Genomic DNA, 23,703 nt, shown 5'->3' on the forward strand with positions numbered 1-23,703 from the left:
CCCGGGGGGGGTGCTGCCCCGCCATAGCCGGGAGCGCCAAAATCGGTGCGCACCTGCACGGCACCCTCCGGCAGGCCGCCCTTCCCTGAGCCCGCACCTTCGGGCAGCGCCGTCACGCTGGCAGGAATATTGGCCACAACCCAATGCCACCAGCCGGAACCGGTGGGGGCATCCGGGTCATACGTCGTCACCACAAAGCTTTTTGTGCCCGGAGGGGCATTTTTCCACTCCAGAGCCGGGGACAAATTCTGCCCCGTCTGCCCCATGCCGTTATAAACCTGAGCCTGCGGCAGAGTGGCCCCGTCCGTAAAAGCGGGGCTTGTCAGAACAAAAGCCATGGGTGCGCCTTTCTTACCAGTTGCGGCTGATGAGCCAGAATTCTTCAGATGTCAGCGTCACAGCCTTACCTGCGTCAGAATCCGCAGCCGCAGCGGCCAGCGCTTCAATCCGTTCAATCATGATCACTTTACGCTGGTGCGCTTCCGTGGTTTCCGGATTTGTCTTCAGAACATCAAGAGAAACCTTGGCCGCTTTGGCAACACGGGCAGCATCCAGCAGGGCATAAGACATAGTGGGTCTCCATATGGGTTTGTTTGCAAAGCGAAATCTGGCCCTACGGAGCGCCTTCTTCAACCCCGCGAGAGAACGCAGCACCCATGTCAGCCGGAAAAAACGTGCGTTCTCCGGCTTTCTGCTCAACCGGGACGCCACTCCCCTCTGGCGTCACCGCAGCCTATTGCGTAAACCCGTTTCAACATGAGCGACCGCACCGAAGATTTTGATTTCCACCTGCCCGAAACCCTGATTGCGCAGGAACCAGCCCGACCGCGTGAAGCCGCGCGTCTGCTGGATGTCCCCGCACACGGCCCCTTTATGGACCGCCATGTGAGCGATCTGCCCAGCCTGCTGAAAGCCGGGGACCTGCTGGTGGCGAACGATACCGCCGTCATCCGCGCCCAGTTGCATGGCCTGCGGGGCGAGGCCCATATCGGCATTACGCTGGACCGGATCCTGCCGGATACCTCATGGCACGTGCTGGTACGCAACGCCCGCCGCCTGAAGGTGGGCGATACGCTGACCTTTACCGGCAGCCCCCACACCGCCACCGTTCTGGCGCGGGAAGAAGGCGGCGGCGCAATCCTGCGTTTTTCTGCCGAAGGCTCGGCGTTTGATACGTTCCTGCAGGATGTCGGCGCGCTGGCACTCCCTCCGTATATCCACCGCCCGGATGGCCCCACTGCACAGGACGCGAAAGATTACGCGACCATTTTTGCGGAACATAAGGGCGCCGTTGCCGCACCCACGGCTGGCCTGCACTTCACCCCGGCCCTGCTGGAGGCCGTAGACGCTATCGGTGCGGAACGCTGCACCCTGACGCTGCATGTGGGCGCTGGCACCTTCCTGCCTGTGCGTGAAAACGACATTTCCAAACACCATATGCACGCCGAGCGCGGCATCATCACGCCGGAGACTGCAGCGCGCATCAATGCCGTGCGCAAGGCGGGAGGGCGCATTATTGCCGTCGGCACCACCAGCCTGCGCCTGTTGGAAAGTGCGGCAGATGAAAACGGCATTGTGCATCCGTTTGATGATGTCACCTCCATTTTCATCCGGCCCGGTTATCGCTTCCGGGCCGTGGATATGCTGATGACCAACTTCCACCTGCCGCGCTCGACCCTGTTCATGCTGGTCTGCGCTTTTGCGGGGGAGGAGCGGATGCGTGCGGCTTATGCCCACGCCATCCAGACAGGGTATCGCTTTTATTCCTACGGGGACGCCTGCCTGCTGCGCTGCGCCAACCTTATTGAGGCCCACCGCACGGGAGAGTCCGCATGAGCCGTTTCCACTGGACCTGTGAGAGCACGGATGGTGCTGCCCGTGCGGGGATGCTGCACACCGCCCACGGTCCCGTCGCCACCCCGACCTTTATGCCGGTGGGCACCGTTGGCACCGTCAAAGCCATGACGATGGATGCCGTGCGCTCCACCGGGGCTGGCATTGTGCTGGGCAACACCTACCACCTCATGCTGCGGCCCGGTGCCGAGCGTGTGCGTGCGCTGGGCGGCCTGCATCGCTTTATGGACTGGTCCGGCCCGATCCTGACTGATTCCGGCGGTTTTCAGGTCATGTCTCTCGGCGCGCTGCGCAAGCTCGATCAGGATGGCGTCACCTTTCGTTCCCACATTGATGGCTCGTATCACCGACTGACCCCGGAAAGCTCGACCGACATTCAGCACGCGCTGGATGCCACCATCACCATGTGTTTTGACGAATGCCCGGCCCTGCCTGCCCCGCCGGAAACTATTGCGGCCTCCATGCGGATGTCCATGCGCTGGGCCGCCCGCTCCCGCGAAGCTTTTGTGCAGCGTACCGGCTATGGCCAGTTTGGCATTGTGCAGGGCGGCACGGAGCCGGAACTGCGGGCGGAAAGCGTCAAGGCGCTGACGGATATCGGGTTTGAAGGCTACGCCATTGGCGGTCTGGCAGTGGGCGAAGGGCAGGAACTGATGTTCGCCACGCTGGACACCACAGTGCCCGTCATGCCGCAAAATGCGCCACGCTACCTGATGGGCGTTGGCACACCGGATGACCTGCTGGGCAGCGTGCAGCGCGGCGTGGATATGTTTGACTGCGTAATGCCTACCCGAGCCGGACGTACTGCCCGCGCCTATACAGAACGTGGCACGCTCAACCTGCGCAATGCCCGCCACGCAACGGACGCACGCCCCATTTCACCCAACTGCGACTGTCTGGCCTGCTCCCGCCATAGCCGCGCCTATCTGCACCATCTGTTCCGGGCCAATGAAATTCTCGGCCCCATGCTGCTGACATGGCATAACATTGCCTATTATCAGCGCCTGATGCGCCAGATCCGGGAAGCCATTGTGGAAGGCCGTCTGGACGAACTCGCCACCACCCTGCGCGCCAACTGGGCAGCGGAAGACTGGACGGAAGATGAAATGCCCCAGCCAGCCATTCCCCCGGTCCCCTGAAAGCAGTCCACATGCCCTCCCAGCCCGGAGCAGAAAAACTGGCGGCCCGGATCAGGGAAAAAGCTCTGGCACTGGGGTTTGATGCCATCGGCTTCTGCCCCGCTCATCTCGGCCCGGAGGTGCGAGAGCGTCTGACGGACTTTCTGGCCAATGGCTATCATGGCGAGATGGGCTGGCTGGCCGACAGAGCCAACCAGCGGACCCAGCCCACCACACTCTGGTCAGAAGCGCGCACGGTAATTGCGCTGGGCCTGTCCTACGCGCCCGAGGGCGATCCGCTCGCGACCCTCAGCCAGCCTGACCGTGGCAATATTTCCGTTTACGCCCGACACCGCGACTATCATGACCTCATCAAAGGCATGCTGAAACATCTGGCGCAGTTTGTGGTCAGAGAAGGTCGGCTGGAGGCCGAACGTGCTGCTGCACGGGGGCATGAAAATGCGAATCCCGAACCCGAAGCCCCCGGCGTCAAAGTCTTTGTTGATACTGCGCCGGTTGCGGAAAAACCGCTGGCCGCTCAGGCCGGACTCGGCTGGCAGGGTAAACACACCAATCTGGTCTCCCGCAGCCAGGGAAGCTGGCTGTTTCTGGGTGAAATCTACACCACGCTGGCTCTGCCCGCCTCCCCACCGTCCGGTGGGGGGTGCGGCAGTTGCACACGCTGCCTAACCGCCTGCCCCACGCAGGCTTTCCCCGCCCCCTACAGCATGGATGCCCGGCGCTGCATTTCCTATCTGACCATTGAATATGCAGGCCCGATTCCTTTGGAATTGCGTCCGGCCATCGGCACCCATATTTACGGATGCGATGATTGTCTGGCGGTCTGCCCGTGGAATCGCTTTGCGCAGACCTCCCGCCAGATCAAGCTGCAACCAAGGCCAGACCTGATGGCCCCGGATCTGGCCAGCCTGAGCCAGCTGGATGATGCCGCCTTCCGCCAGAAATTTTCCGGCTCTCCCATCAAACGCATCGGGCGCAACCGCTTTGTGCGCAATGTGCTGATCGCCATAGGTAATTCCGGACTGGCCGAATTACGCCCGCATGCGCAGCGTCTGACGCAGGACACGGACAGCGTGGTTGCCGAGGCCGCCCGGTGGGCCCTTGCCCGTCTGGAAGGCGTTCCCGAATGAGTGCTCATTTACGCAAACGCAGCCTGATTCTCTCCGGCCATGATACCAGCGTGGCGCTGGAACCGGAGTTCTGGCAGGTGCTGGAAGACATGGCCCGCGCCCACAACCAGCCTTTGCCCGTGCTGGTCGCCCAACTGGATACGGAACGCCGCCCCATTCAGTCTCTGGCCTCTTTCCTGCGGGTGCAGGCGTTGCTCTGGTTGCAAAAACAGAGCGCTGCACAGGCCTCGGATTTATCAGTCTGAGAATTTTGCACGTCGATCTGGTGCCAGACTGTGCGCTAATCCGCCTTGCTGTTCCCCCATCAGCCTCCTTCTCCTCAAAAGCCTCACGGCTGGATTGCCCCGCCTTCATCTTCTCGCATCCTGTCCCGCCCTGCTATGCTGAACACACGGCGCACATGCGGGTCGGATTTGGGCCGCAGCCCAGACAATGCTAAGCAGGCAACATGGCGATATGGGGTAAGATTTTTGGTGGTGTCGCAGGTTTTGCCATGGGCGGACCTGTTGGCGCAGCTTTGGGCACAGCATTAGGGCATGCCGCAGATAAAGGCACCCTGCTTCAGCCCCCCACCGGGGGATGGAGTGACCGCTGGGCAGCCCGTGCAAACCCCGACCCCAATGGTGCGGCGACCTTTATGGCCGCCAAGCTGGCGGCGGCACTGGGCAAAAAAGAACAGCTCTACGGCCTGACGAGCATCATCCTCTGCGCCAAGCTGGCCAAGTGCGATGCGCCGGTAAACCGTCGGGAAATCAACGCCTTCAAAATGCGCTTCCGGGTGCCGGATGAGAACATGCGGGAAGTTGGCCGCCTGTTTGACCTCGCCCGCCAGAGAACGGACGATTACGAATCCTTCGCTCGGGAACTCGGCACGGCCTACGCGCAGGACAAGCAGCCGCTGGAAGACCTGATGGGCGTGCTCTTTGGCATTGCCCGTGCGGATCTGGCGGCGGATGAACCGCTGACCAAAGAGGAAACGGTGTTCCTGCAACGCGTCCATGCGCTGTTCGGTCTAAGCCGGGGTGCGTGGGAACGGGCGGAGCAAGGCCGCTCCCGCCCTGCCATGGCGGAAGAAGATGCCTATGTGGTGATGGGTGTGGACGCCTCCCTCTCCAATGAGGAACTTCGCGCCCGCTGGAAGGTGCTGGTACGGCAATATCACCCGGATGTGATGGCCTCTCGCCAAGCTTCTCCTGCGGAAATTGCCGAAGCCTCCGCCAAAATTTCCCGCATCAACGCCGCATGGGATATGATCAAACGGGATCGGGGCCTGTAACGGGCCATCGGTGCGGCATTCGCGCAACATTATTGGAAAAATTGACACATTCATTAAACTGAAGGGCCTAAACAGCGCTTCTTTTCTGCTCACCTGCCTTTCATGCAGGGATGACCTGCATTGCGCAGAACGTTTCTCGTGGTAGAGAAGGCAGCAGAAGACTCCTGCCCTGATGGGTCAGGTTTTAGTGGTGCGTCACAGGGTGAAGGTAAACGCGGCAATGAATTCAGGACGGAACGGTGCACGGCTCCGCCCTCGCGGTCAGACACAATCGGGTCAGACTCGGGAAGGCTCCTCGGCCCAGCGCCGTTTTTCCTCACGCAGTTCTGTACTGATCGCGACACTGGTTGCCCTGACGGGGTGTAGCGCCATCAAGGCTCCGGTTCCCAAAGATCCGGACGCCCTTGAGGAATACAAGCAGGCGAATGACCCGTACGAGCCGCTGAACCGCAAGGTCTACAACCTGACCATGACGTTCGACCACTGGGCACTCCGCCCGGTTGCCAAGGCCTACGTATGGGCCGTGCCGCGCCCTGTCCGGAATTCTCTGGGCAACATGATCACCACCATGAACGAGCCCTCCGTGTTCTTTAACGATGTGGGCGCAGGCAAACCCCGCCGTGCGGGCGATTCCTTCGTGCGCTGGTGCATCAACATGTCCGTCGGGATTGGCGGGCTGATTGATGTCGCTAAAATGGCCGGGTATCCGCATCATGATAACGATGCAGGCATGACACTGGCCAACTGGGGCATTCCCTCCGGCCCGTATCTGTTCCTGCCCATGGGCCCCTCTTCCATCCGTGATGGGATCGGCTACGGGATTGATCAGGGGCTTTCCCCCTGGAACTATGTCCCGCGTGGCTATGGGCTTATCAGCTTTAACTGGGCCTATAACATGATGGGCGTTGTGCATGGCCGCTCCACGCATCTGGATGAGCTGGATGCCCTGCAGCGGGATGCACTGGACCCCTACGCAACAATCCGCAGTGCCTATCAGCAGCAGCGGAAGGCACAGGCTGAGGCTATCAAAAACGATAACCGCGCCACCGTGCCGGCCTGGTACCACTAAAAACAACAAGGATAGCGCCGACATGAAATTTCTTTCCAGCCGTCGCCTTGTGACAGGCGCCCTCGCGCTCCTTTGTGCTGGCAGTCTTTCTGTTCTGCCTGCCCGTGCCGCTGAAGGCACCCGTCAGTTTATCGAATCCTTCGGCTCCAAGCTGGTCGCCATCGTGAACAGCCAGGTTTCTCTGTCGGAAAAAAAGGCCCGTGTTCTGCCGCTGATCCAGCAGGATGTGGATATTGACGCCATTGGCCGCTACTGCCTTGGCCGTTACTGGAAACTGGCCACGCCGGAACAGCAGAAGCAGTATCTCGGACTGTTCCATGAAGTGCTGGTCAACGCCATTACCGACAAGCTGGGCGATTATCGCGGCGTCAGCTTCACCATTGGTGCTATCTCCAAATCTGGTGAGGACGACTCTGTCGAAGCCACGCTGATCCGCCCGCAGCAGCCCCCTGCTTCCATGCAGTGGATTGTCGGCCATGCCGGCGGCAGCCCGAAAGTGGTGGACGTCGTTGGGGAAGGCGCCAGCCTGCGTCTGACGCAGCGTCAGGATTACTCCTCCTACATCGCTCGCAATGGTGGCAACATTGATGCCCTGCTGAGCGCCCTGAAACGCCAGATTGAGCATCATTCCGCACCGGCTACCAACTAAGCGGTCTGAAAAATTGTTTCTAAAAAGGGCACCTCCCGGGGTGCCCTTTTTTTATGCATCACACACACTCAGATCCGCCTTCAGCCGCGCACACTCTCATAAACCAGCATGGTCTGGCCATCCCGCGGGAAGGTCTCGTACACATGCATGCCGATCCCCCCCAGAATGGTGCGGGACGCCAGATTGCTTTCCTTGGCAACAGCAATAACCCGCTTCACTCCGGCATCATGGGTAAAGTTTAGCGCCGCATTGGCCGCTTCCCGCGCAATGCCACGCCCACTGGCCCATGGATACAAGGCAAACCGTAGCCCGAAGCCGCGCCCGTCTGGACGGTCATGGATACCAGTCATGCCCACAAACCGGTCATTCTCACGAATAGTGAAAATGCCGACCCTGTGGCAGGCCCAGAAGGCAATATCATCCGCCATTTCCCGTTCGGCCTGCTGGCGGGTACACACGCCCCCCAGCATCTGGCCAAACGCCCCGCCATCGGCCTTCAACGACGCCATATCCTCCATATCGCGCCATGTGACGGGTTGCAGCATGAGCCGCCCTGTTCTGACTGAACGCGCCGTCAGCATGACAACACCCCCGCCAGAACGCAGAAACGCCGCCGGAGCAGTCCCCGGCAGCGTGTCCTGTTGTCGTGTCTCGAAAGGGCTTCAGATGATGGATGCCGCATCAGACATCCACCCAGCCTGATCAGCGGGAGATTGGCCGATAACGAATGCGGCCAGGTTCCGTGGCATCCGGGCCAAGGCGACGGCGCTTGTCTTCCTCATAAGCCTGGAAGTTCCCTTCAAACCATTCGACGTGAGAATCCCCTTCAAACGCCAGAATATGGGTTGCCAGACGGTCAAGGAACCAACGGTCATGGGTGATGACCACGGCGCAGCCCGGGAATTCGCCCAGAGCCTCTTCCAGCGCACGCAGGGTATCGACGTCCAGATCGTTGGTCGGTTCATCCAGCAGCAGCACGTTGCTTTCCTGCCGCAGCATTTTAGCCAGATGCACGCGGTTACGCTCACCACCGGAAAGAATGCCAACCTTTTTCTGCTGGTCGGACCCTTTGAAGTTGAACGCCCCCACATAAGCACGGGACGGCACAGCGCGTTTGCCCAGATAGATGACATCCGTGCCGCCGGAAATTTCTTCCCACACCGTCTTGTTGGGGTCCAGATCATCACGGGACTGGTCAACATAGCCGAGCTTCACGGTATCACCGATTTTCAGCTCACCCGCATCCGGCTTTTCCTGCCCCACAATCATCTTGAACAGAGTGGATTTACCCGCACCGTTCGGCCCGATAACGCCCACAATGCCACCCGGCGGCAGCTTGAAGCTGAGGTCATCAATCAGCAGGCGCTCACCAAAGCCTTTGCTGAGATGGTCGGCTTCAATAACCGTACCACCCAGACGCGGGCCAGGAGCAATAACAATGTCCGCCACGCCATTCTGCTTTTCAGCGCTCTGGGCCAGCATTTCTTCATACCGTGCAATACGGGACTTGCTTTTGGCCTGACGCGCCTTGGGGCTGGAACCAATCCACTCCTGCTCGGCAGCCAGCGCACGCTGGCGGGCACTTTCTTCTTTTTCTTCCTGAGCCAGCCGCTTGCGCTTCTGTTCCAGCCAGGAGGAATAGTTGCCTTCAAACGGAATGCCGCGACCGCGCTCGATTTCCAGAATCCAGTTGGTCACGTTGTCCAGGAAGTAACGGTCATGGGTAATGACCATCACAGTGCCCTGATAATCGTGCAGCGTCTTTTCCAGCCATGCCACGCTTTCTGCGTCCAGATGGTTGGTCGGTTCATCCAGCAGCAGGATATCAGGCTTTTCAATCAGCAGGCGGCACAGGGCCACACGGCGGCGTTCACCCCCGGAGAGCTTGTCCACAGGGCTGTCAGCAGGCGGGCAGCGCAGGGCGTCCAGCGCGATTTCCAGCTTGCGGTCCAGCTCCCAGCCATCGCCTGCATCAATTTTTTCCTGCAGGTCAGCCTGTTCGGCCAGCAGGGCGTTCATTTCCTCGTCGCTCATCGGCTCGGCAAAGCGCATGGAAATTTCGTTGAAACGATCCACGGCTTTTTTCAGATCGCCAAAGCCCAGAGCCACGTTCTCGCCAACCGTCAGCTTGGGGTCCAGCTGGGGTTCCTGCTCCAGATAGCCAACGCGCACGCCTTCAGCGGCCCAGGCTTCCCCGCCATATTCCTTGTCGATCCCGGCCATGATCTTGAGCAGCGTGGATTTACCCGCGCCGTTCACACCAAGCACGCCGATTTTCACACCCGGCAGGAAGGACAGCGTAATGCCTTTGAAGACTTCACGCCCACCCGGATAGGACTTGGTAAGGTCCTTCATCACATAGACGTATTGATAAGATGCCATGAGATGACCTCCGTGAAGTGGAAATGGACAGGAACCGTCGGATGGACGCGATTGAGGCGTAAACCGCCTGCGCCCGGCAGGACTTGAACCCGCAACCAAGCCGTTATGAGCGGCCCGCTCTAACCAATTGAGCTACGGGCGCGCAGGCGGCTTCCTGATTACGCAATCAGACACATTTGGCAAGGGTACAGAGCCGGAAAAACCACCAGAACAGTCCTTATCCTGTTACGACTTGGCAAGTTGCTATGTGACAGATAGGGTCTGCCCATCCGTATTTTTAGTGCTGGAGCAGCCCTTATGGACGTCTCAAAACTTTCCCCCGGCAAAGACGTGCCGTTCGACATCAACGTTGTGATTGAAATTCCGCAGGGATCTTCCGTTAAATACGAGATCGACAAAGAAAGCGGTGCCCTGTTTGTGGACCGCTTCCTGTTCACGCCCATGGCGTATCCCACGGCATACGGCTTCATTCCCGGCACGCTGGCTGCCGATGGTGACCCGACCGATGCTCTGGTGCTGACACCGACCGATGTTGTCCCCGGCTCCGTAATCCGCGCCCGCCCCATCGGCGTGCTGAAAATGGAAGACGAATCTGGTCAGGACGAAAAGATCATCTGCGTCCCGCACGACAAGATCCACCCGCAGTACAGCAAGGTGCAGACGGTGGAAGACCTGCCGGAAATCACCGTGAAGGCCATTGAGCACTTCTTCACCCGCTACAAGGATCTGGAACCCGGCAAGTGGGTGAAGGTCACAGGCTGGGGCACGAAGGAAGAAGCTGGCGATTTCATTCGCAGCGCTCTGACAGCGGGCAGCAAATAATCCTGCGCCTTTCTGCCTGACAGGGCCACAAGGCCCGAAGCAGAAAAGCCAGGATGTTTCAGACCGGGGGCAGCAGGAATGCGGCCTCCGGTTTTTTTATGCGTAAAGCGCGGGCCTGATTTCATACTCAAGGTGTGAAATCTCTTCCCAAAATACAGGCTTATCAAACTGCGCTTATGAGGCGACTCTTCAGGCATTCCACTCCCTGAAGAGACACAGCTCACAGCATGACGTCCCTCCCAGATCAGACGCCCCATACGCCCCTGCCCCGGCAGCCGGTACTGTTTCTGCCGCACGGCGGTGGTCCGTGCTTTTTCATGGACTGGCCAGACACGTGGGACAACATGGCGGCCTTTCTGCGCGGCGTCAGTCACACTTTACCGCAAAAGCCTGACGCCATTCTGGTTGTCTCCGGCCATTGGGAAACCGAGATCCCGACGGTCACAGCCGCAGCCCGGCCGCCGCTGATTTATGATTATTACGGCTTCCCGCCGCACACCTATCATTTGCGCTACCCAGCCCCCGGTTCTCCGGCACTGGCTGAGCAGGTACAGGCTCTGCTCACCAAAGCTGGCATCCCCAACGCCGCAGACCCCGAGCGCGGACTGGACCACGGCGTTTTCATCCCCTTCATGCTGGCGTTTGAAGAAGCTGATATTCCGGTAGTGGAACTCTCACTCCAGCAGACTCTGGACCCCGGAGTACATCTGCGCATCGGGCAGACGTTCACCCCGCTACGCGACCAGAATGTGCTGATTGTGGGCACCGGCCTGACCTACCACAACCTACGGCACTTTATGGGCGAAAACCCGGCTTCCAATGCGCTCTCTCATGAGTTTGACGCCTGGCTGGTTGCCGCCGTGCGTGCGCCGGAAACCCAGCGGAATGCAGCCCTCCAACAGTGGGAAGCCGCCCCGGGAGCCCGCATCTGCCACCCCAGAGAAGAACATCTGCTTCCCCTTATGGTCGCTGCCGGGGCCGCAGGCCCAGACAGGGGTATACAGATCTACCGGGATACCGTGATGGGTAAGGCGCTCTCCGGCTTTCGGTTCGGTTAAGCGTGCGTTGACCGTGCTGAATTTTCACAAAACCCATCACCCCTACGCCACGTTTCTTTCCAACTCTCATTCCCCCTCACAACAGGATCATCTTTTCATGACTTCTCTGTCTTTCGCTCCCGCTCTTGCTGCACTTGGCCTCGTCGCCACATTGTCCACCGCACAGGCCGCCACGGCGCCGCAGGATGTGCAGGCCGGCACGTATCAGGTGGAAACCAGCCACACACAGGTCACTTTTTCTCTGCTCCATTTCGGCTTTACCCAATATTCCGGCCTCTTTTCCGGCGCGACTGGCTCCCTGACCTTCGACCCGGCCCATCCGGCAACCTCAAAGCTGAGTGTTTCCATTCCGGTTGCAAGTGTGCAGACCACCAGCGCAAAGCTGACGGACGAACTGCACGGCGCAGACTGGTTTGACGCTGCCCGTTATCCAACAGCCACTTTTGTCTCCACCAAAGTGGTCCCAACTGGTGCTGGTTCGGCTGCTGTCACCGGGAATTTCACGCTGCATGGGGTCACAAAGCCCCTCACGTTGCAGGTGCGTTACGTAGGGGCTGGCATCAACCCGATGGATAAAGCCTACACGCTTGGCTTTCAGGCCACCGGCACCCTCAAACGGAGCGATTTTGGGGTAAAAACCTACGTGCCGATGGTGGGGGATGACGTCACCCTCTCTATCGCCGGGGCATTCGAGAAGCAGAACTAAGCCCCACTCTCCGGCACGTCTGCGGCCGCAACATAAGGAGGCCCCGGAAGGGGTTCTCCGTCCTGCGTGGCTCTATAAAGTGCAGAGCCTCCAATGCGTTAAGGGATGGCCGCCCCTTTCTCATCAGGCCCAACCGCGCTCTGCGAAAAAAATTTCATAATGCGTTATTTTTTTCGCCAACCCCGGTTGTCAAAGCTGAAAACATCGCTATAAGACGCGACATACCGACGCACACTTCTGGTGAGCGTCTGGACTGCGGGTGTAGCTCAGTTGGTTAGAGCGCCGGCCTGTCACGCCGGAGGTCGCGGGTTCGAGCCCCGTCACTCGCGCCACTTTTCTTCAAAAAATAATTCAGTAAGAAAGTGGCGCGTGTTGCCCTCGGGGCCACTAGCGATTTTTCTCATAAAAAAAGCCCGGGCCCTGCTGGTTTTCTACCACACAGACCCCGGACCCGAAGCGCCGCATTCAAGGCATGCGGCCAGCCTGATCTGCCAGCGTCAGTCGCCCAGAGCCGCAGCGGCTTCCAGAGTGACGGCTACAGCATGCACCGTGGAAGCAATCCGCACGGCAGTCTGCACAGCTTCCGCTCCCAGCTCTTCACGCACAATCTTTTCATGGCTGGTCACGCACAGACCACAGCCATTGATTGCGGAAACAGCCAGAGACCACAGCTCGAAATCCGTTTTTTCCACACCGGGGCGGCCAATAACGCTCATGCGCAGCTGCGCAGGCATCTTGCCGTAATCCCCACCCGCCATATGCACAAAGCGGTAGTAGATATTGTTCATGCCCATAATGGCCGCGGCAGACTTGGCAGCGTTCAGGGCTTCAGGCGTCAGCTTGTCGGCAAATTCAGCCACGATGGCCTTCGTCACCACATCATTGCGAGAAGCAATGGCAGAGGCCACAAACGTACCGGCCAGCTGCTGGGGTGTGAGGGTCACATCATTGGCGAGAGACCCGAGATTCAGCCTCAGATCCTTCGCATAGTCGGGAATACGATCCTTCAGAGCGTCGATCGACATCAGATAATCCGTATGAAAAGGGGAGGAATGGCGCAGCTATCTGCGCCGCAGACGGGCTGAACCCGGTCTGGAAGAAAACCGTCTGACCCCGTGGGGCCAGACGGGAAGCGTCAGGCTCAGACTTTGATAAAGTCGTCGCCTTTTTTCCAGTTACAGGGGCACAGCTCATCGCTCTGCAGCCCGTCCAGAATACGCACGATTTCCTGCGGGTTACGGCCAACGGACAGATCGTTGACAGACACGTGACGAATCACGCCCTGCGGGTCGACAACAAAGGTGGCGCGCAGAGCAACACCAGCTTCCTTGTGCATCACGCCTGTGCCTTCGGTCAGCTCGCGCTTGATGTCAGCCAGCATTGCAATCGGCAGATCTTTCAGATCGGCATTGTGCAGACGCCAGTTGAGGTGCACGAATTCGCTGTCGATGGACACGCCGTAAACAACGGCATCACGGTCAGCAAAGTCTTTGGCCAGCTTGCCAAAAGCCACGATTTCGGTCGGGCAGACAAACGTGAAGTCTTTCGGCCAGAAGAAGACAACCTTCCACTTACCAGCGTCGGATTTGTCGGAAATCTGGACGAAATCGCCCTTCAGGCCTTCCGGACCACCGGGGACGGCGGTCAGATCAAAGCTCGGAAACTTATCGCCAACGGTCAGCATAAGCTTGCTCCTTCTTGGGTTGCTTAAAAGCTCCGACGGCACACAATACCGTCGTCGGGCATTATCTATGGCGCGGTGCGTCCATTCATGCCAATGAATATTTTATATCAAAACCATTGAAATGATCGATTGACCTGACAAAGGCGCTTCAAAAATAAGATCGCCCCAGATATGCGTTTTCAGCCCTTGAAAAGACCGAGGTCCGACCGTGCTTCCCCTCCCCTCTGCCCAGCAGTTACGTTATCTGATCGCCCTCTCTGAACTGCGCCATTTCGGACGGGCAGCGGCGGCCTGCGCGGTCACGCAATCCACCCTTTCCGCAGGCATCATGGCGCTGGAACGTCAGCTCGATTCCCAGCTACTGGACCGCACGGTCGGCAAAAAGGTCGTCTTCACCCCGCTGGGGCATGAAATTGCGCTTAAAGGCCGGCAGGCGCTGGAAGCGCTGGAAGCCGTGCCGCAGCTTGCCGTCGCCGCCCGCACGCCGCTGACAGGCCCGTTGCGGCTGGGCGTGATTCCCACCATCGGTCCGTTTCTGATTGAGCCACTCGTCAAAACTATCCGCACCCGCTTCCCGCAGCTCACCCTGTCCATTGCGGAAGACACAACGGAACATCTGCTGGAAAAACTCGGTATCGGGCGGCTGGACATGCTGGTTCTGGCTATGCCCTGCCTGTGTGACACGGCAGAAACTCTGCCCCTGTGGCGCGACCCGTTTCACGTCATCATGCCCGAAGACCATCCGCTGGCCCGGCTGAGCCATGTGCCGGTAGAGCGGCTGGCAGATCAGCGTATGATCATGATGGAAGATGGCCACTGCCTGCGGGAGCAAACGCTGGCGGTTTGCCGACAGGGCCGGGAATGGCACGGCACAGAGGGTGAGAGCGACTCCACCTTCTCCGCCACATCCCTCCATACCATGGCGGAAATGGTCGGGCTGGGGCTGGGCATCGGCGTCGTGCCATTACTGGCGCTGGAAGGCGGTATTCTGCGCGGGCACCCTGTTATCAGCCGCCCGCTTTCCGGTGGGCCAGTGTGGCGTACCATCGGTCTGGGCTGGCGCCCCCGCTCCCCACGCTCGGAAGATTTCAGAACACTGGCAACTGCCTTTTCCAGTCTGGCACCTCACCCAACGCAGATCCAAAGTCAGGACTTTGTTTGAAGAGCCAGACAAATTCCCGGTAAAAAATACACTTCCATAAACAATTTATGGCCCTTTTCCGTGGAAAACATTGACTCGTACTGGCGGGGCCGGTATGTGCCGACACACCTTATTTCAATTCTTGAGCATCGGCGGAGAAAAGCGGGCCATGAAAATCAGAAACAGCCTGAAATCGGCCAAGGTGCGCGATAAAGATTGCCGTGTCGTACGGCGTCGCGGCCGGGTTTATGTCATCAACAAGAAGAACCCCCGCATGAAGGCTCGTCAGGGCTGAATTATGCAGGGTCCGGCCTTTCCCGGCTGGCTTCTGGCGCATGACATGCGTGCAACCCGCTTTTCCGGTTTTCGGAGAAGCGGGTTTTTGCGTTCTGGCACTCTGATTGCCCCGTGCCTTCTGGCCAGCCTGAGCACTGCCGGACTCGCTGCGGCACAAACCGCGCAGCCCGCCGCAGCGCCAGCGGAGTCTCCTACACCCGGCACATCCTCTTCAGGCCCCTCCGCAGGAAAAGTATCCTCCACTACTCCGCGTAAAAAGCTGACCCGCCCGCAGCAGATTGCTGCCCTTGCCGACCAGCTGGCTCAGGCTAAAACGCCGGAAGATGCCCAGATGCTGGAAGCGCGTCTGGAAGCCCTCCGCGCCGCAGGTCTTTCCCCCACCACGCAGCTCCTGCTGCGGCGGGCGCAAAAGGATAGTCAGGCAGAAAAGCCGGATGAGGCTGTGGAGGATCTGAGTGACGCTCTGGCCCTTCAGCCAGACAGCGCCATCCTGTGGCGCAGCCGCGCCCAGATGCGCCTTGCCGCAGGCGATTTTAACGCGGCCATTACTGATCTGGGGGAAGCCCTGCAACGGGATGGACGGGACGCCAAAAGCTGGGGTCTTCTGTCCACGGTGGAAGAGCAGCGTAAGGACGGCCCCGCCGCCCTCAAAGCCTGGCAGAAAGTGCTGGAGCTCAACCCAATGGCTGACAAAAACCACAAGCATCTGGACGCCCTGCACATCAAGGCCTTCGGTCAACCGACTTAAAGGGGCCCCTCAGGCCTGCCGGTTTTCAATCAGGCTTTTGCGAATAGCGCGGCCACGCTGGATGCGGTCCACAATATAGTCTTCATCACCCCAGCGGATCGCACGCGCCATAGCCTGTGCGTCTTCCATAAAGCGCGCCAGCATTTCCAGCAAAGCCTCGCGGTTGGACAGGAACACATCCCGCCACATCACAGGGTCTGATGCCGCAATACGGGTAAAATCCCGGAACCCTGACGCTGCAAAATCAAGCACTTCAGACCGGGTTTCATCCGCCAGATCATCCGCGGTGCCGCAAATGGTAAAGGCCAGAAGATGCGGCAGATGGCTCACAATGGCACACACGCGGTCATGGTGCGCAGGCGTCATTTCCCGCAGGCGCGCACCACAGCGCTCCCACAATGTGCGGATCGCACTCAGGGCTTCCGGCGGCGTGCCGTCCAGCGGGGTCAACAGGCACCAGCGGTCTTCAAACAGGGTCGCAAACCCGGCATCCGGCCCGGAATATTCGGTGCCCGCCATGGGGTGTGCGGGAACATAGGCCACGTCCGGTCGTAAAAACGGACTGATCGCCTCAATGACAGACACCTTGGTGGAGCCAACTTCGGTCAGAACAGAGCCGGGCCGCATGGCGGGCAGCACCTTTGCAGCCACAGGCCCCATAGCTCCCACCGGCACACACAGCATGACGCAGTCCGCCAGCGCAGCGGCCTCAGCGGCGTCAGCCATCACACGGTCCGCAATCCCCAGCTCTTCCACCCGCGCCCGCACCTCTGGCGAGACATCAACCGCAATCAACTGGCGGGCGAGTGTGCCTTTCTGCTGCGCCCGGCGCAGCACGGAGGAGCCGATCAGGCCGGGACCAACAACGACAAGCGTGTCAAATACGGGCGTTGCAGCTTCATGAGCCGATGCCATCACGGCATCCGGACCAGAGGCGTCAGAAACAGTTGAAGACACTCTCAGGAATCCTTCACCACAGTCGGAGCGGGGCCGTAGCTGACGTCGGCCGTTTTCTTGGTCACAGGCTGACGCAGCCCGCGCATTTCCATCACCTGCCATAGCAGCAGGACCGGAATGCCAATGGCCAGCTCACGCCCGCGACGCAGCAGGGACAAGCCCAGAGACACGGAAGAATCAATCCCGAACGCGTGGCCCAGCGCCATATACGCCCCTTCCTGCACACCCAGACTGCCGGGCACCAGAAAGCCAAGTGACATAACGGCACAGGTCACGCCCTCGATGGCGATAGCGTTTGGCAAGGTCAGGGGAGCCCCCAGCATATTGGCGGTCATCCAAAGCATGGCCGCACTGCCCAGCCAGCCAAGCAGATGGTATGCGGCGGACAGGCAGATCCGGCCCGGGCGGCTCCAGATGGCTTCCATCCGCTCCTGGAGCGTGTCCGCCCCACTCAGCATGCTGTCATGCCACTGAGACGCCAGACTGCGGGTAAACATGCCGCCAAACTTGCGGAAAATGCTGCCGCCATGCCGCTGCGTCCAGATGAACCCGGCCGTGCCGAGCATCAGGAAGACCGCGCCAATAATAACCGGGACCACAAACGGGCTGGAACGCTGATGAGCCACCAGAAAGGCCACACCCAGCAGCACAAACGCCACCTGCCCCATCACTTCTGTGGTGATATCAACCAGATTGGCACTGGCAGCTTCCGGCCAGTCAATCTGGCGCGCCTCCCGCCCGTGCAAACCGTGGCCCGAACAAGTGGCACGAATGCCGATGACAATCCCGCCCAGCTGGGAGAACGGCAGGCAGGTTGCCGCAGCGTCCCGCACCATGCGCGCCCCCAGAAGGCGCAAATACCCGATTTCCGGCAGAGCCGCGTGCCAGGCCAGCCCCAGCATGCCGTTTACGGCAAGCTGGCAGCATACCATGAGAAGGAAGCCGCCCAGACCAATACGCATGACAGCGTGCACCACGGAGCCAACGCCACTCCACGCCACTGCCGCCGTAATGGCAACCAGACCCAGCAAAGTCAGAAAAATCGTAAGCTTCTTCAAGGCCTAAGCTCTACCCGCCCGAGATGCCCCCCTGGGCCTCCCTGCTCCCTGGCGTAAAACACCTGACCAGAGGGGCTGCATTCATGAGTGATCAGACCACTTACACCAGCCCGGGGTCTGGCGCCACCTTGGGGGGCAGGATAAAGAAACAAACCAGCCGTTCGGGTTTCACACCCTTCCACTTCTTCTACCCATTATGGGAGCGCACTTCATATGACCGCCCATACGCTCGTCACCGGCGCGACAGGTTTTGTCGGGTCTGCCGTTGCCCGCACGCTGCTTGAACGCGGACACACGCTGAGACTCATGGTGCGCGAGGGCAGTGACCGGCGCAATATTGCGGATATTCCAGCAGAACTGGTGGAAGGGGACCTCTCCCGCCCCGATACCTTTGCCCGCGCTGTGGAAGGCTGCCGCTACGTCTTTCATGTTGCTGCGGACTACCGGCTGTGGGTGCCAGACCCCGCCCCGATGATGACGGCCAACGTGGAAGGCACCCGCCTGCTGATGCTGGCTGCCCAGAAGGCCGGAGTGGAACGCATTGTGTATTGTTCCTCCGTCGCAGCGCTCGGCCTGATTGGTGATGGCACGGAGTCTGATGAAGCGACTCCGGTGCACGAACACGGCGTCATCGGCATCTACAAGCGCTCCAAATATCGGGCTGAGCAGGAAGTGCTTGATCTAGTGAAGACGCAGGGCCTCCCCGCCGTGATCGTCAACCCGTCCACGCCGGTTGGCCCGCGGGACATCAAACCCACCCCCACCGGGCAGATGATTCTGGACTGTGCCGCTGGCCGCATGCCTGCCTATGTGGATACGGGCGTGAACATTGTGCATGTGGATGACGTGGCGGAAGGCCACGCGCTGGCACTGGAACGCGGCACCATTGGCGAAAAATATATTCTGGGCGGCGAAAACTACCTGCTGCGCGACCTGTTCGCCATGGTGTCTGAAATTGCCCATGTGCCCCCGCCGCGCATCAGCCTGCCGCAGGAAGTCATCTGGCCGGTCGCTGTGGCATCGGAATGGCTCTCCCGTTCCTTTGGCTTCTCACCGCGTGTCACGCGGGAGATGCTGGCCATGTCCCGCAAGAAGATGTTCTTCTCCTCGGACAAAGCCATCCGGGAACTGGGCTACAGCCCCCGCCCCGCCCGGCAGGCCGTTGAGGACGCCATCACATGGTTCCGTAACAACGGCATGCTGAAGTAAGGGGCGGGATGATGCTGTTTGGTCTGGCTGTTCTCTCAGCACTCATCTGGTTTGGTCTTATTTTTTTCCACGGGCGGTTCTGGCAGGCTGGTCCCATCCTCCGCCCGGCCTGCGCCAGCAAGGCTCCGGCGGATATCATGCCGAATGTCACGGTTGTCATCCCCGCGCGGGATGAGGCCGAGTCCATTGAAGTCGCCCTCTCTTCCCTCCTGACGCAGGACTATGCCGGTCGCCTTTCTCTTATTCTGGTGAATGACCGGAGCGAGGATGATACCGGCGCTCTGGCCCGCGCCCTGCCTGACCCCAAAGGTCGCCTGACTGTGCTGGACGGCGCCGACCCGGAACCGGGATGGAGCGGCAAACTCTGGGCCGTGGCGCAAGGCGTGGCGGAAGCTCGCCGCCAGCAGGACGCTAACAGCGGTTATATCCTGTTCACCGATGCGGACATTGTGCACGCCCCGCAACACATTTCCACACTGGTTGCCAAAGCCCAGACGGACACCTTGCACATGGTGTCCGAAATGGTGGAGCTCCAGTGTGAAAGTCTGGCCGAACGCGCTCTGGTGCCAGCCTTTGTGTTCTTCTTTGCGCTGCTCTACCCCTTCGCGCAGGTCAACAATCCCAAAAGCCGCACCGCCGGGGCGGCAGGCGGCACGATTCTGATCCGGCGGGACATGCTGGCAGAAATCGGCTGGATTGAAGCCCTGAAGGGGGCACTGATTGATGACTGCACACTGGCCACGTGCGTCAAGCAGGCCGGGGGTCGCCTCTATCTGGGCCATTCCTGTCTGGCCCGCTCCATTCGCCCCTACCCGCACGCCATTGATGTCTGGCGGATGATTGCCCGCACAGCGTTTGTGCAACTGCGCTACTCCCCCCTTTTTCTGGTGCTGACAGTGCTGGCCATGGGCGTGGTCTGGATTGCGCCGGGGCTGCTCGCCCTGTTCGGCCACGGGCTGACACGCTGGGTCGGGCTGGCAACCTGGCTAGTCTCCATCGGCTCCTTTGTGCCCACCCTCCGGCGCTTCCGCATCTCCCCACTCTGGGCGCTAACGCTGCCATTTGTGGCCGTTTTTTACACAGCAGCGACCATCGGTTCTGCCATCAACCACTATCGGGGGCGCGGCGTTGTCTGGAAAAACCGGGCCTATACGGAGGCCATCCCCAATGATGGCCGCACAACGGCAACAGCATCCTCTCCCGCACCGGAACAGGCCAAAGCGGCCCGGATGCCCGGCGGCCGAGCGTGAAAACGCAGCCCTCCGCCAGCCCTGTGTGCCACACCCTCTCTGCCCATGAGGGGAGTAGGCACACCGGGAGAGAGCGTGTAAAGCTCCGGCTATGCTTCCTTCTTTCTCATCGCAGAGCCTGACATGACTGATACCGCCTCCGTCTGGGGAAGAGACGATGTTTCTTCCGGCAAAGGTGCATCTGACGAGAATTTTCCCGTTGGCTCCCTTCTGCTCAGCAAGGCCCTGCGCCCGCACGTGCATGCGTATTACGATTATGCGCGCGTCATTGACGATATCGCAGACTGCGAAACGCTGAGCGCGGATGAGAAAATTGCCCGTCTGGACGCAATGGAAGACGTGCTTCTGGGCAAGCGCGACCCCATTCCCCGCGCGGACGCTCTGAGTGCCGCCAAACTACGCGCCTCTTTCCTAAAAACAGGTGTCCCGTTTGAAACCGCGACCGACCTGCTGATTGCCTTCCGGGACGATTCCCGCGGCACGCCATGCACCTCGTGGGATGATCTGCGGCACTATTGCCGCTATTCCGCCAATCCGGTCGGGCGGTTTCTGCTGCACCTGCACGGGGAAGTGCCGCACACTTTTGCCGCCTCGGACGCGCTCTGCACATCACTCCAGATTCTCAACCATTTGCAGGACTGTCAGGGTGACCTCCAGCGCCTGCACCGATGCTATATGCCAGCAGACCTGATGGCACAGGCTGGCGCCACGCAGGATGACCTGCTGGCAGGCCGCGCCACGCCCAATCTGCGCCGGGTGTTCAACACCCTGCTGGACGGTGTGGACGCCCTGAACCGGGAGGCCTCCGCTCTGCCCGGTCTGGTGCGGGACCGGCGCTTCCGGATGGAATGTGCCGCCATTGTCAGTCTGGCGCACCGGCTCACGCAGCGCCTGCGGCGGGAAGATCCGCTGGCCGGACGCGTTGCTCTGAAACGCACAGATATCATGTATGCAGCAGGTGCGGCCCTGCGGGCATGGTCCTGAGCTTTCAGAATGTCCGCAGGTCTGTAAAAAGAGCCGGATATGACGATTTAATGAACAAACAGGTGAAAAGCGCGTGACAGCTCAAGACATCCAGACGCATGACGAGCCAACTCCCCTCGGGTGTGACCCCGCGGATCTGGCATGGGTGGAAAGCACGGTAAAGCAGGCCGCCACGTCCTTTGCCGCTGGCATGCGCATCCTCCCCCCCATGCGCCGCTACGGCATGTATGCCATTTATGCCTTCTGCCGTGTGGTGGATGATATTGCCGACGGGTATGAACCCATGGCCGAGCGCAAGGCCGCTCTTGATGCCTGGCACCAGCGCATTGTGGCCCTGTATGACCACGGCACCACGCAGGACCCGCTGGACCGTGTGCTGCTGGCCTGCATCCATTTCTTTGCCCTGCGGCAGGACGATTTCCACGCCATTATCGACGGCATGATGATGGATGCGGAAAACACCATCGTCGCCCCGGACGAAAAAACGCTGGACCTGTATTGTGACCGCGTAGCCTCCGCCGTGGGCCGCCTGTCCGTGCGGATTTTTGGTGACAGCACAGAAGAGGCGGACAAAGTGGCCTACCATCTGGGCCGCGCCCTGCAGCTGACGAACATCCTGCGCGACATTGCGGAAGATGCCGCCCGTGGCCGGCTCTACCTGCCGGGTGACCTGCTGGACCGCTTCCATGTCCCGCATGACCCCATTAAAGCGCTTTCCGCCCCCGGCCTGCAGGGTGTAGCCAACATCCTCTCCGTGCGGGCGCTGGACCATTTCCGGAAAGCCTTCATCACCATGCAGTCCTGCCGCGCCAAAGCCATGCTTCCCGCACGGATTATGGGTGCCAGCTACGAGGCTATTCTGGTCGCCCTGCGCAAGCGCGGCTGGTCTGCCGAAGCCCTGCATGAGCGGCCGGAAACCTCAGCCCTGAACAAGATGTTCTGGCTGACCCGCTCCTACCGCCCCTGATCCAGAAAGAGACCAACAGCATGGCATCCTGTGTGCACATTATTGGCGGCGGCGTGGCTGGTCTGGCCGCCGCGGTGGAAGTGGCTGGCTCAGGCCGCCGCGTGATTGTGCATGAAGCAGGCCGCGCCTGTGGGGGCCGTGCCCGGTCGTACGAAGACAAGCAGCTGGGCTGCCGGATTGATAACGGCAACCATCTGCTGCTCTCGGCCAACAAAACTGTCTTCCGCTATCTGGCCATGACGGGTGGGACCGATACACTGACCGGCCCCGGTATCCCCATCTTCCCCTTTGTCGATCTGGCAGAAGGCGCGCGCTGGACGCTGGACCTCTCCCGCGGGCGCATGCCCTGGTGGGTGTTCCAGCCGCATCGGCGTGTGCCGGACATGCGGGTGGTGGAACTGCGCAGTCTGCAAAAACTGATGCAGGCCGGGGAAGATGAGCACGTCTCCGACTGCCTTCTGCCCGGTGCGCTCAGCCGCCGCCTGCTGGAACCTTTCGCCATTTCTGCTCTCAACACGTCCTGTGAGACCGGCAGCGCCGCCCTGCTTGGCGCTGTGGTGAAGGAATCGCTCTCCCTCGGTGGCAAGGCCTGCGTGCCGTGGTTCCCCAAGGAAGGCCTCTCTGAATCGCTGGTGGACCCGGCGCTGGCGCATCTGGCCATTTTGCAGGCCGAGGTCCGTACCCAGAGCCGCATCAGCGCACTGGATGTCAGCCGGGGCCGCGTGACCGCTCTGCACAGCCCGGACGGCGTGATCCCGCTGACGGAGGACGACACCGTCATTCTGGCCGTCCCTGCCCCGGTGGCGGAAAGCCTGCTCGCCCCGCATCTGCCCGGCTTTCAGGCTCCCAATGCGTTTGAAAGCATTCTGAACCTGCATTTCCGTCTGGACGCCGCCCCGCAGGCGCTGGGCTCCTTCGCCCGTGCGCGGTTTATGGGGCTGGTCGGCAGCATTGCGGAATGGGTGTTCCTGCGGGGTGATATTCTCTCCGTCACCGTCAGCGCTGCCAACCGCTTTGCCGAACAGGACCCGGATGATCTGGCCCGCGCCATCTGGCACGATGTGCGCCGCGCGTGTGACCCGGTTCTGAAAGAGCCGCTGCCCGCCACCCCGCCGCACCAGCGCGTGGTGTGGGAAAAACGTGCCACCTTTGCCGCAACACCGGAGCAAAACCGCCTGCGCCCCGGTTCTGCCACGCAGCTGGTCAACCTCGCTCTGGCCGGGGACTGGACGGCAACCGGACTCCCCGCCACACTTGAAGGCGCAATGAGATCAGGCGTGAAGGCCGTGCACACACTCGGCCTGCGTCGTCCTTAATAAAAAC

27 protein-coding genes and 2 tRNA genes are annotated in these 23,703 nt (G+C 60.5%); 20 read left to right on the plus strand and 9 right to left on the minus strand.

The genetic code is table 11. The features are described from left to right. Nucleotides 1–338, minus strand: a 338-nt coding sequence (locus HK23_RS01135) for a YbhB/YbcL family Raf kinase inhibitor-like protein (RefSeq protein ID WP_086652608.1), incomplete at its 3' end; no start/stop codon positions are given. A gap of 13 nt (nt 339–351) precedes the next feature. Continuing rightward, complete coding sequence (locus HK23_RS01140) at nt 352–570, minus strand: hypothetical protein (protein ID WP_043551339.1); 219 nt, start codon at nt 568–570, stop codon at nt 352–354. Between the two features lie 186 nt (nt 571–756). Here HK23_RS01140 and queA point away from each other — a divergent pair, with 186 nt between their 5' ends. From queA to HK23_RS01175, 7 genes are all read left to right on the plus strand, one after another. After that, complete coding sequence (queA, locus tag HK23_RS01145; protein ID WP_086652579.1) at nt 757–1,836, plus strand: tRNA preQ1(34) S-adenosylmethionine ribosyltransferase-isomerase QueA; 1,080 nt, start codon at nt 757–759, stop codon at nt 1,834–1,836. After that, on the plus strand, nt 1,833–2,993 hold the full coding sequence (gene tgt / locus HK23_RS01150) for a tRNA guanosine(34) transglycosylase Tgt (protein WP_086652580.1): 1,161 nt from the start codon (nt 1,833–1,835) through the stop codon (nt 2,991–2,993). The genes queA and tgt overlap by 4 nt, the downstream gene beginning before the upstream one ends. Before the next feature lie 11 nt (nt 2,994–3,004). Beyond that, on the plus strand, nt 3,005–4,123 hold the full coding sequence (queG, locus tag HK23_RS01155; RefSeq protein ID WP_086652581.1) for a tRNA epoxyqueuosine(34) reductase QueG: 1,119 nt from the start codon (nt 3,005–3,007) through the stop codon (nt 4,121–4,123). Continuing rightward, nucleotides 4,120–4,368: a ribbon-helix-helix domain-containing protein gene (locus tag HK23_RS01160; protein ID WP_063907701.1), complete on the plus strand. Its 249-nt coding sequence runs from the start codon at nt 4,120–4,122 to the stop codon at nt 4,366–4,368. The genes queG and HK23_RS01160 overlap by 4 nt, the downstream gene beginning before the upstream one ends. A 203-nt stretch (nt 4,369–4,571) precedes the next feature. Then, on the plus strand, nt 4,572–5,399 hold the full coding sequence (locus tag HK23_RS01165) for a TerB family tellurite resistance protein (protein ID WP_086652582.1): 828 nt from the start codon (nt 4,572–4,574) through the stop codon (nt 5,397–5,399). A gap of 220 nt (nt 5,400–5,619) precedes the next feature. Then, complete coding sequence (locus tag HK23_RS01170; RefSeq protein ID WP_063907702.1) at nt 5,620–6,468, plus strand: MlaA family lipoprotein; 849 nt, start codon at nt 5,620–5,622, stop codon at nt 6,466–6,468. Nucleotides 6,469–6,490: 22 nt separating this feature from the next. Further along, complete coding sequence (locus tag HK23_RS01175; RefSeq protein WP_086652583.1) at nt 6,491–7,117, plus strand: MlaC/ttg2D family ABC transporter substrate-binding protein; 627 nt, start codon at nt 6,491–6,493, stop codon at nt 7,115–7,117. An 80-nt stretch (nt 7,118–7,197) separates the two neighbouring features. On the opposite strand, the gene HK23_RS01180 is transcribed toward HK23_RS01175, so the two are convergent. Beyond that, the gene (locus HK23_RS01180; RefSeq protein ID WP_086652609.1) at nt 7,198–7,695 is read right to left on the minus strand and encodes a GNAT family N-acetyltransferase; all 498 of its coding nucleotides are present in this window, start codon (nt 7,693–7,695) and stop codon (nt 7,198–7,200) included. Here HK23_RS01180 and HK23_RS14470 point away from each other — a divergent pair. Then, nucleotides 7,661–7,819, plus strand: coding sequence for a hypothetical protein (locus HK23_RS14470; RefSeq protein WP_179193757.1), 159 nt, complete (start codon nt 7,661–7,663; stop codon nt 7,817–7,819). The two genes, HK23_RS01180 and HK23_RS14470, sit on opposite strands and share 35 nt — an antisense overlap. Here the strand turns inward: HK23_RS14470 and ettA are convergent, their stop codons facing one another. Next, nucleotides 7,820–9,499 (minus strand): energy-dependent translational throttle protein EttA, encoded by a 1,680-nt coding sequence (ettA, locus tag HK23_RS01185; protein ID WP_063907704.1) that lies wholly within the window; start codon nt 9,497–9,499, stop codon nt 7,820–7,822. A gap of 68 nt (nt 9,500–9,567) precedes the next feature. Beyond that, nucleotides 9,568–9,641, minus strand: a tRNA-Ile gene (locus HK23_RS01190). 155 nt (nt 9,642–9,796) lie between these two features. On the opposite strand from HK23_RS01190, the gene ppa reads away from it, so the two are divergent. From ppa to HK23_RS01210, 4 genes are all read left to right on the plus strand, one after another. Next, nucleotides 9,797–10,321, plus strand: coding sequence for an inorganic diphosphatase (gene ppa, locus HK23_RS01195; RefSeq protein WP_063907705.1), 525 nt, complete (start codon nt 9,797–9,799; stop codon nt 10,319–10,321). Nucleotides 10,322–10,548: 227 nt separating this feature from the next. Continuing rightward, nucleotides 10,549–11,379, plus strand: a complete 831-nt coding sequence (locus HK23_RS01200; protein WP_086652584.1) for a DODA-type extradiol aromatic ring-opening family dioxygenase — start codon at nt 10,549–10,551, stop codon at nt 11,377–11,379. A gap of 97 nt (nt 11,380–11,476) precedes the next feature. Continuing rightward, nucleotides 11,477–12,085 carry a YceI family protein gene (locus HK23_RS01205; RefSeq protein WP_063907706.1) on the plus strand — a complete coding sequence of 203 codons (609 nt, stop codon included), beginning with the start codon at nt 11,477–11,479 and terminating at the stop codon, nt 12,083–12,085. A 255-nt stretch (nt 12,086–12,340) separates the two neighbouring features. Beyond that, nucleotides 12,341–12,417, plus strand: a tRNA-Asp gene (locus tag HK23_RS01210). Between the two features lie 165 nt (nt 12,418–12,582). On the opposite strand, the gene ahpD is transcribed toward HK23_RS01210, so the two are convergent. Both ahpD and HK23_RS01220 read right to left on the minus strand, forming a co-directional pair. Beyond that, nucleotides 12,583–13,110, minus strand: a complete 528-nt coding sequence (gene ahpD / locus HK23_RS01215) for an alkylhydroperoxidase, AhpD family (protein ID WP_063907707.1) — start codon at nt 13,108–13,110, stop codon at nt 12,583–12,585. Nucleotides 13,111–13,226: 116 nt separating this feature from the next. Then, nucleotides 13,227–13,769, minus strand: a complete 543-nt coding sequence (locus tag HK23_RS01220) for a peroxiredoxin (RefSeq protein WP_063907708.1) — start codon at nt 13,767–13,769, stop codon at nt 13,227–13,229. Between the two features lie 208 nt (nt 13,770–13,977). On the opposite strand from HK23_RS01220, the gene HK23_RS01225 reads away from it, so the two are divergent. The 3 genes from HK23_RS01225 (at nt 13,978) to HK23_RS01235 (ending at nt 15,955) form a co-directional block, all read left to right on the plus strand. Beyond that, nucleotides 13,978–14,931 carry a hydrogen peroxide-inducible genes activator gene (locus HK23_RS01225; protein ID WP_063907709.1) on the plus strand — a complete coding sequence of 318 codons (954 nt, stop codon included), beginning with the start codon at nt 13,978–13,980 and terminating at the stop codon, nt 14,929–14,931. A 148-nt stretch (nt 14,932–15,079) separates the two neighbouring features. Beyond that, nucleotides 15,080–15,205, plus strand: coding sequence for a type B 50S ribosomal protein L36 (gene ykgO / locus HK23_RS01230; RefSeq protein ID WP_003625637.1), 126 nt, complete (start codon nt 15,080–15,082; stop codon nt 15,203–15,205). A gap of 3 nt (nt 15,206–15,208) precedes the next feature. Beyond that, on the plus strand, nt 15,209–15,955 hold the full coding sequence (locus HK23_RS01235) for a tetratricopeptide repeat protein (protein ID WP_086652585.1): 747 nt from the start codon (nt 15,209–15,211) through the stop codon (nt 15,953–15,955). Nucleotides 15,956–15,964: 9 nt separating this feature from the next. Here HK23_RS01235 and HK23_RS01240 read toward each other — a convergent pair whose 3' ends face one another. Together HK23_RS01240 and HK23_RS01245 are read right to left on the minus strand one after the other, a co-directional pair. Then, nucleotides 15,965–16,870 carry a prephenate/arogenate dehydrogenase family protein gene (locus HK23_RS01240; protein WP_086652610.1) on the minus strand — a complete coding sequence of 302 codons (906 nt, stop codon included), beginning with the start codon at nt 16,868–16,870 and terminating at the stop codon, nt 15,965–15,967. Nucleotides 16,871–16,914: 44 nt separating this feature from the next. Next, on the minus strand, nt 16,915–17,970 hold the full coding sequence (locus tag HK23_RS01245; RefSeq protein WP_063907711.1) for a lysylphosphatidylglycerol synthase domain-containing protein: 1,056 nt from the start codon (nt 17,968–17,970) through the stop codon (nt 16,915–16,917). Between the two features lie 213 nt (nt 17,971–18,183). Between HK23_RS01245 and hpnA the strand changes: the two genes are divergently transcribed. The 5 genes from hpnA (at nt 18,184) to hpnE (ending at nt 23,696) form a co-directional block, all read left to right on the plus strand. Further along, nucleotides 18,184–19,179, plus strand: a complete 996-nt coding sequence (gene hpnA / locus HK23_RS01250) for a hopanoid-associated sugar epimerase (RefSeq protein WP_063907712.1) — start codon at nt 18,184–18,186, stop codon at nt 19,177–19,179. Nucleotides 19,180–19,190: 11 nt separating this feature from the next. Next, nucleotides 19,191–20,429 (plus strand): glycosyltransferase, encoded by a 1,239-nt coding sequence (locus HK23_RS01255; protein ID WP_086652611.1) that lies wholly within the window; start codon nt 19,191–19,193, stop codon nt 20,427–20,429. A 123-nt stretch (nt 20,430–20,552) separates the two neighbouring features. Next, nucleotides 20,553–21,413: a squalene synthase HpnC gene (gene hpnC, locus HK23_RS01260; RefSeq protein WP_086652586.1), complete on the plus strand. Its 861-nt coding sequence runs from the start codon at nt 20,553–20,555 to the stop codon at nt 21,411–21,413. A 73-nt stretch (nt 21,414–21,486) separates the two neighbouring features. Further along, the gene (hpnD, locus tag HK23_RS01265; protein WP_063907714.1) at nt 21,487–22,380 is read left to right on the plus strand and encodes a presqualene diphosphate synthase HpnD; all 894 of its coding nucleotides are present in this window, start codon (nt 21,487–21,489) and stop codon (nt 22,378–22,380) included. 20 nt (nt 22,381–22,400) lie between these two features. Further along, a complete protein-coding gene (gene hpnE, locus HK23_RS01270) occupies nt 22,401–23,696 on the plus strand; it encodes a hydroxysqualene dehydroxylase HpnE (RefSeq protein ID WP_086652587.1) in 1,296 nt (431 codons plus the stop codon). Nucleotides 23,697–23,703: the final 7 nt, after the last annotated feature.

The organism is Acetobacter malorum (assembly GCF_002153605.1).
Classification (GTDB): domain Bacteria; phylum Pseudomonadota; class Alphaproteobacteria; order Acetobacterales; family Acetobacteraceae; genus Acetobacter; species Acetobacter malorum_A.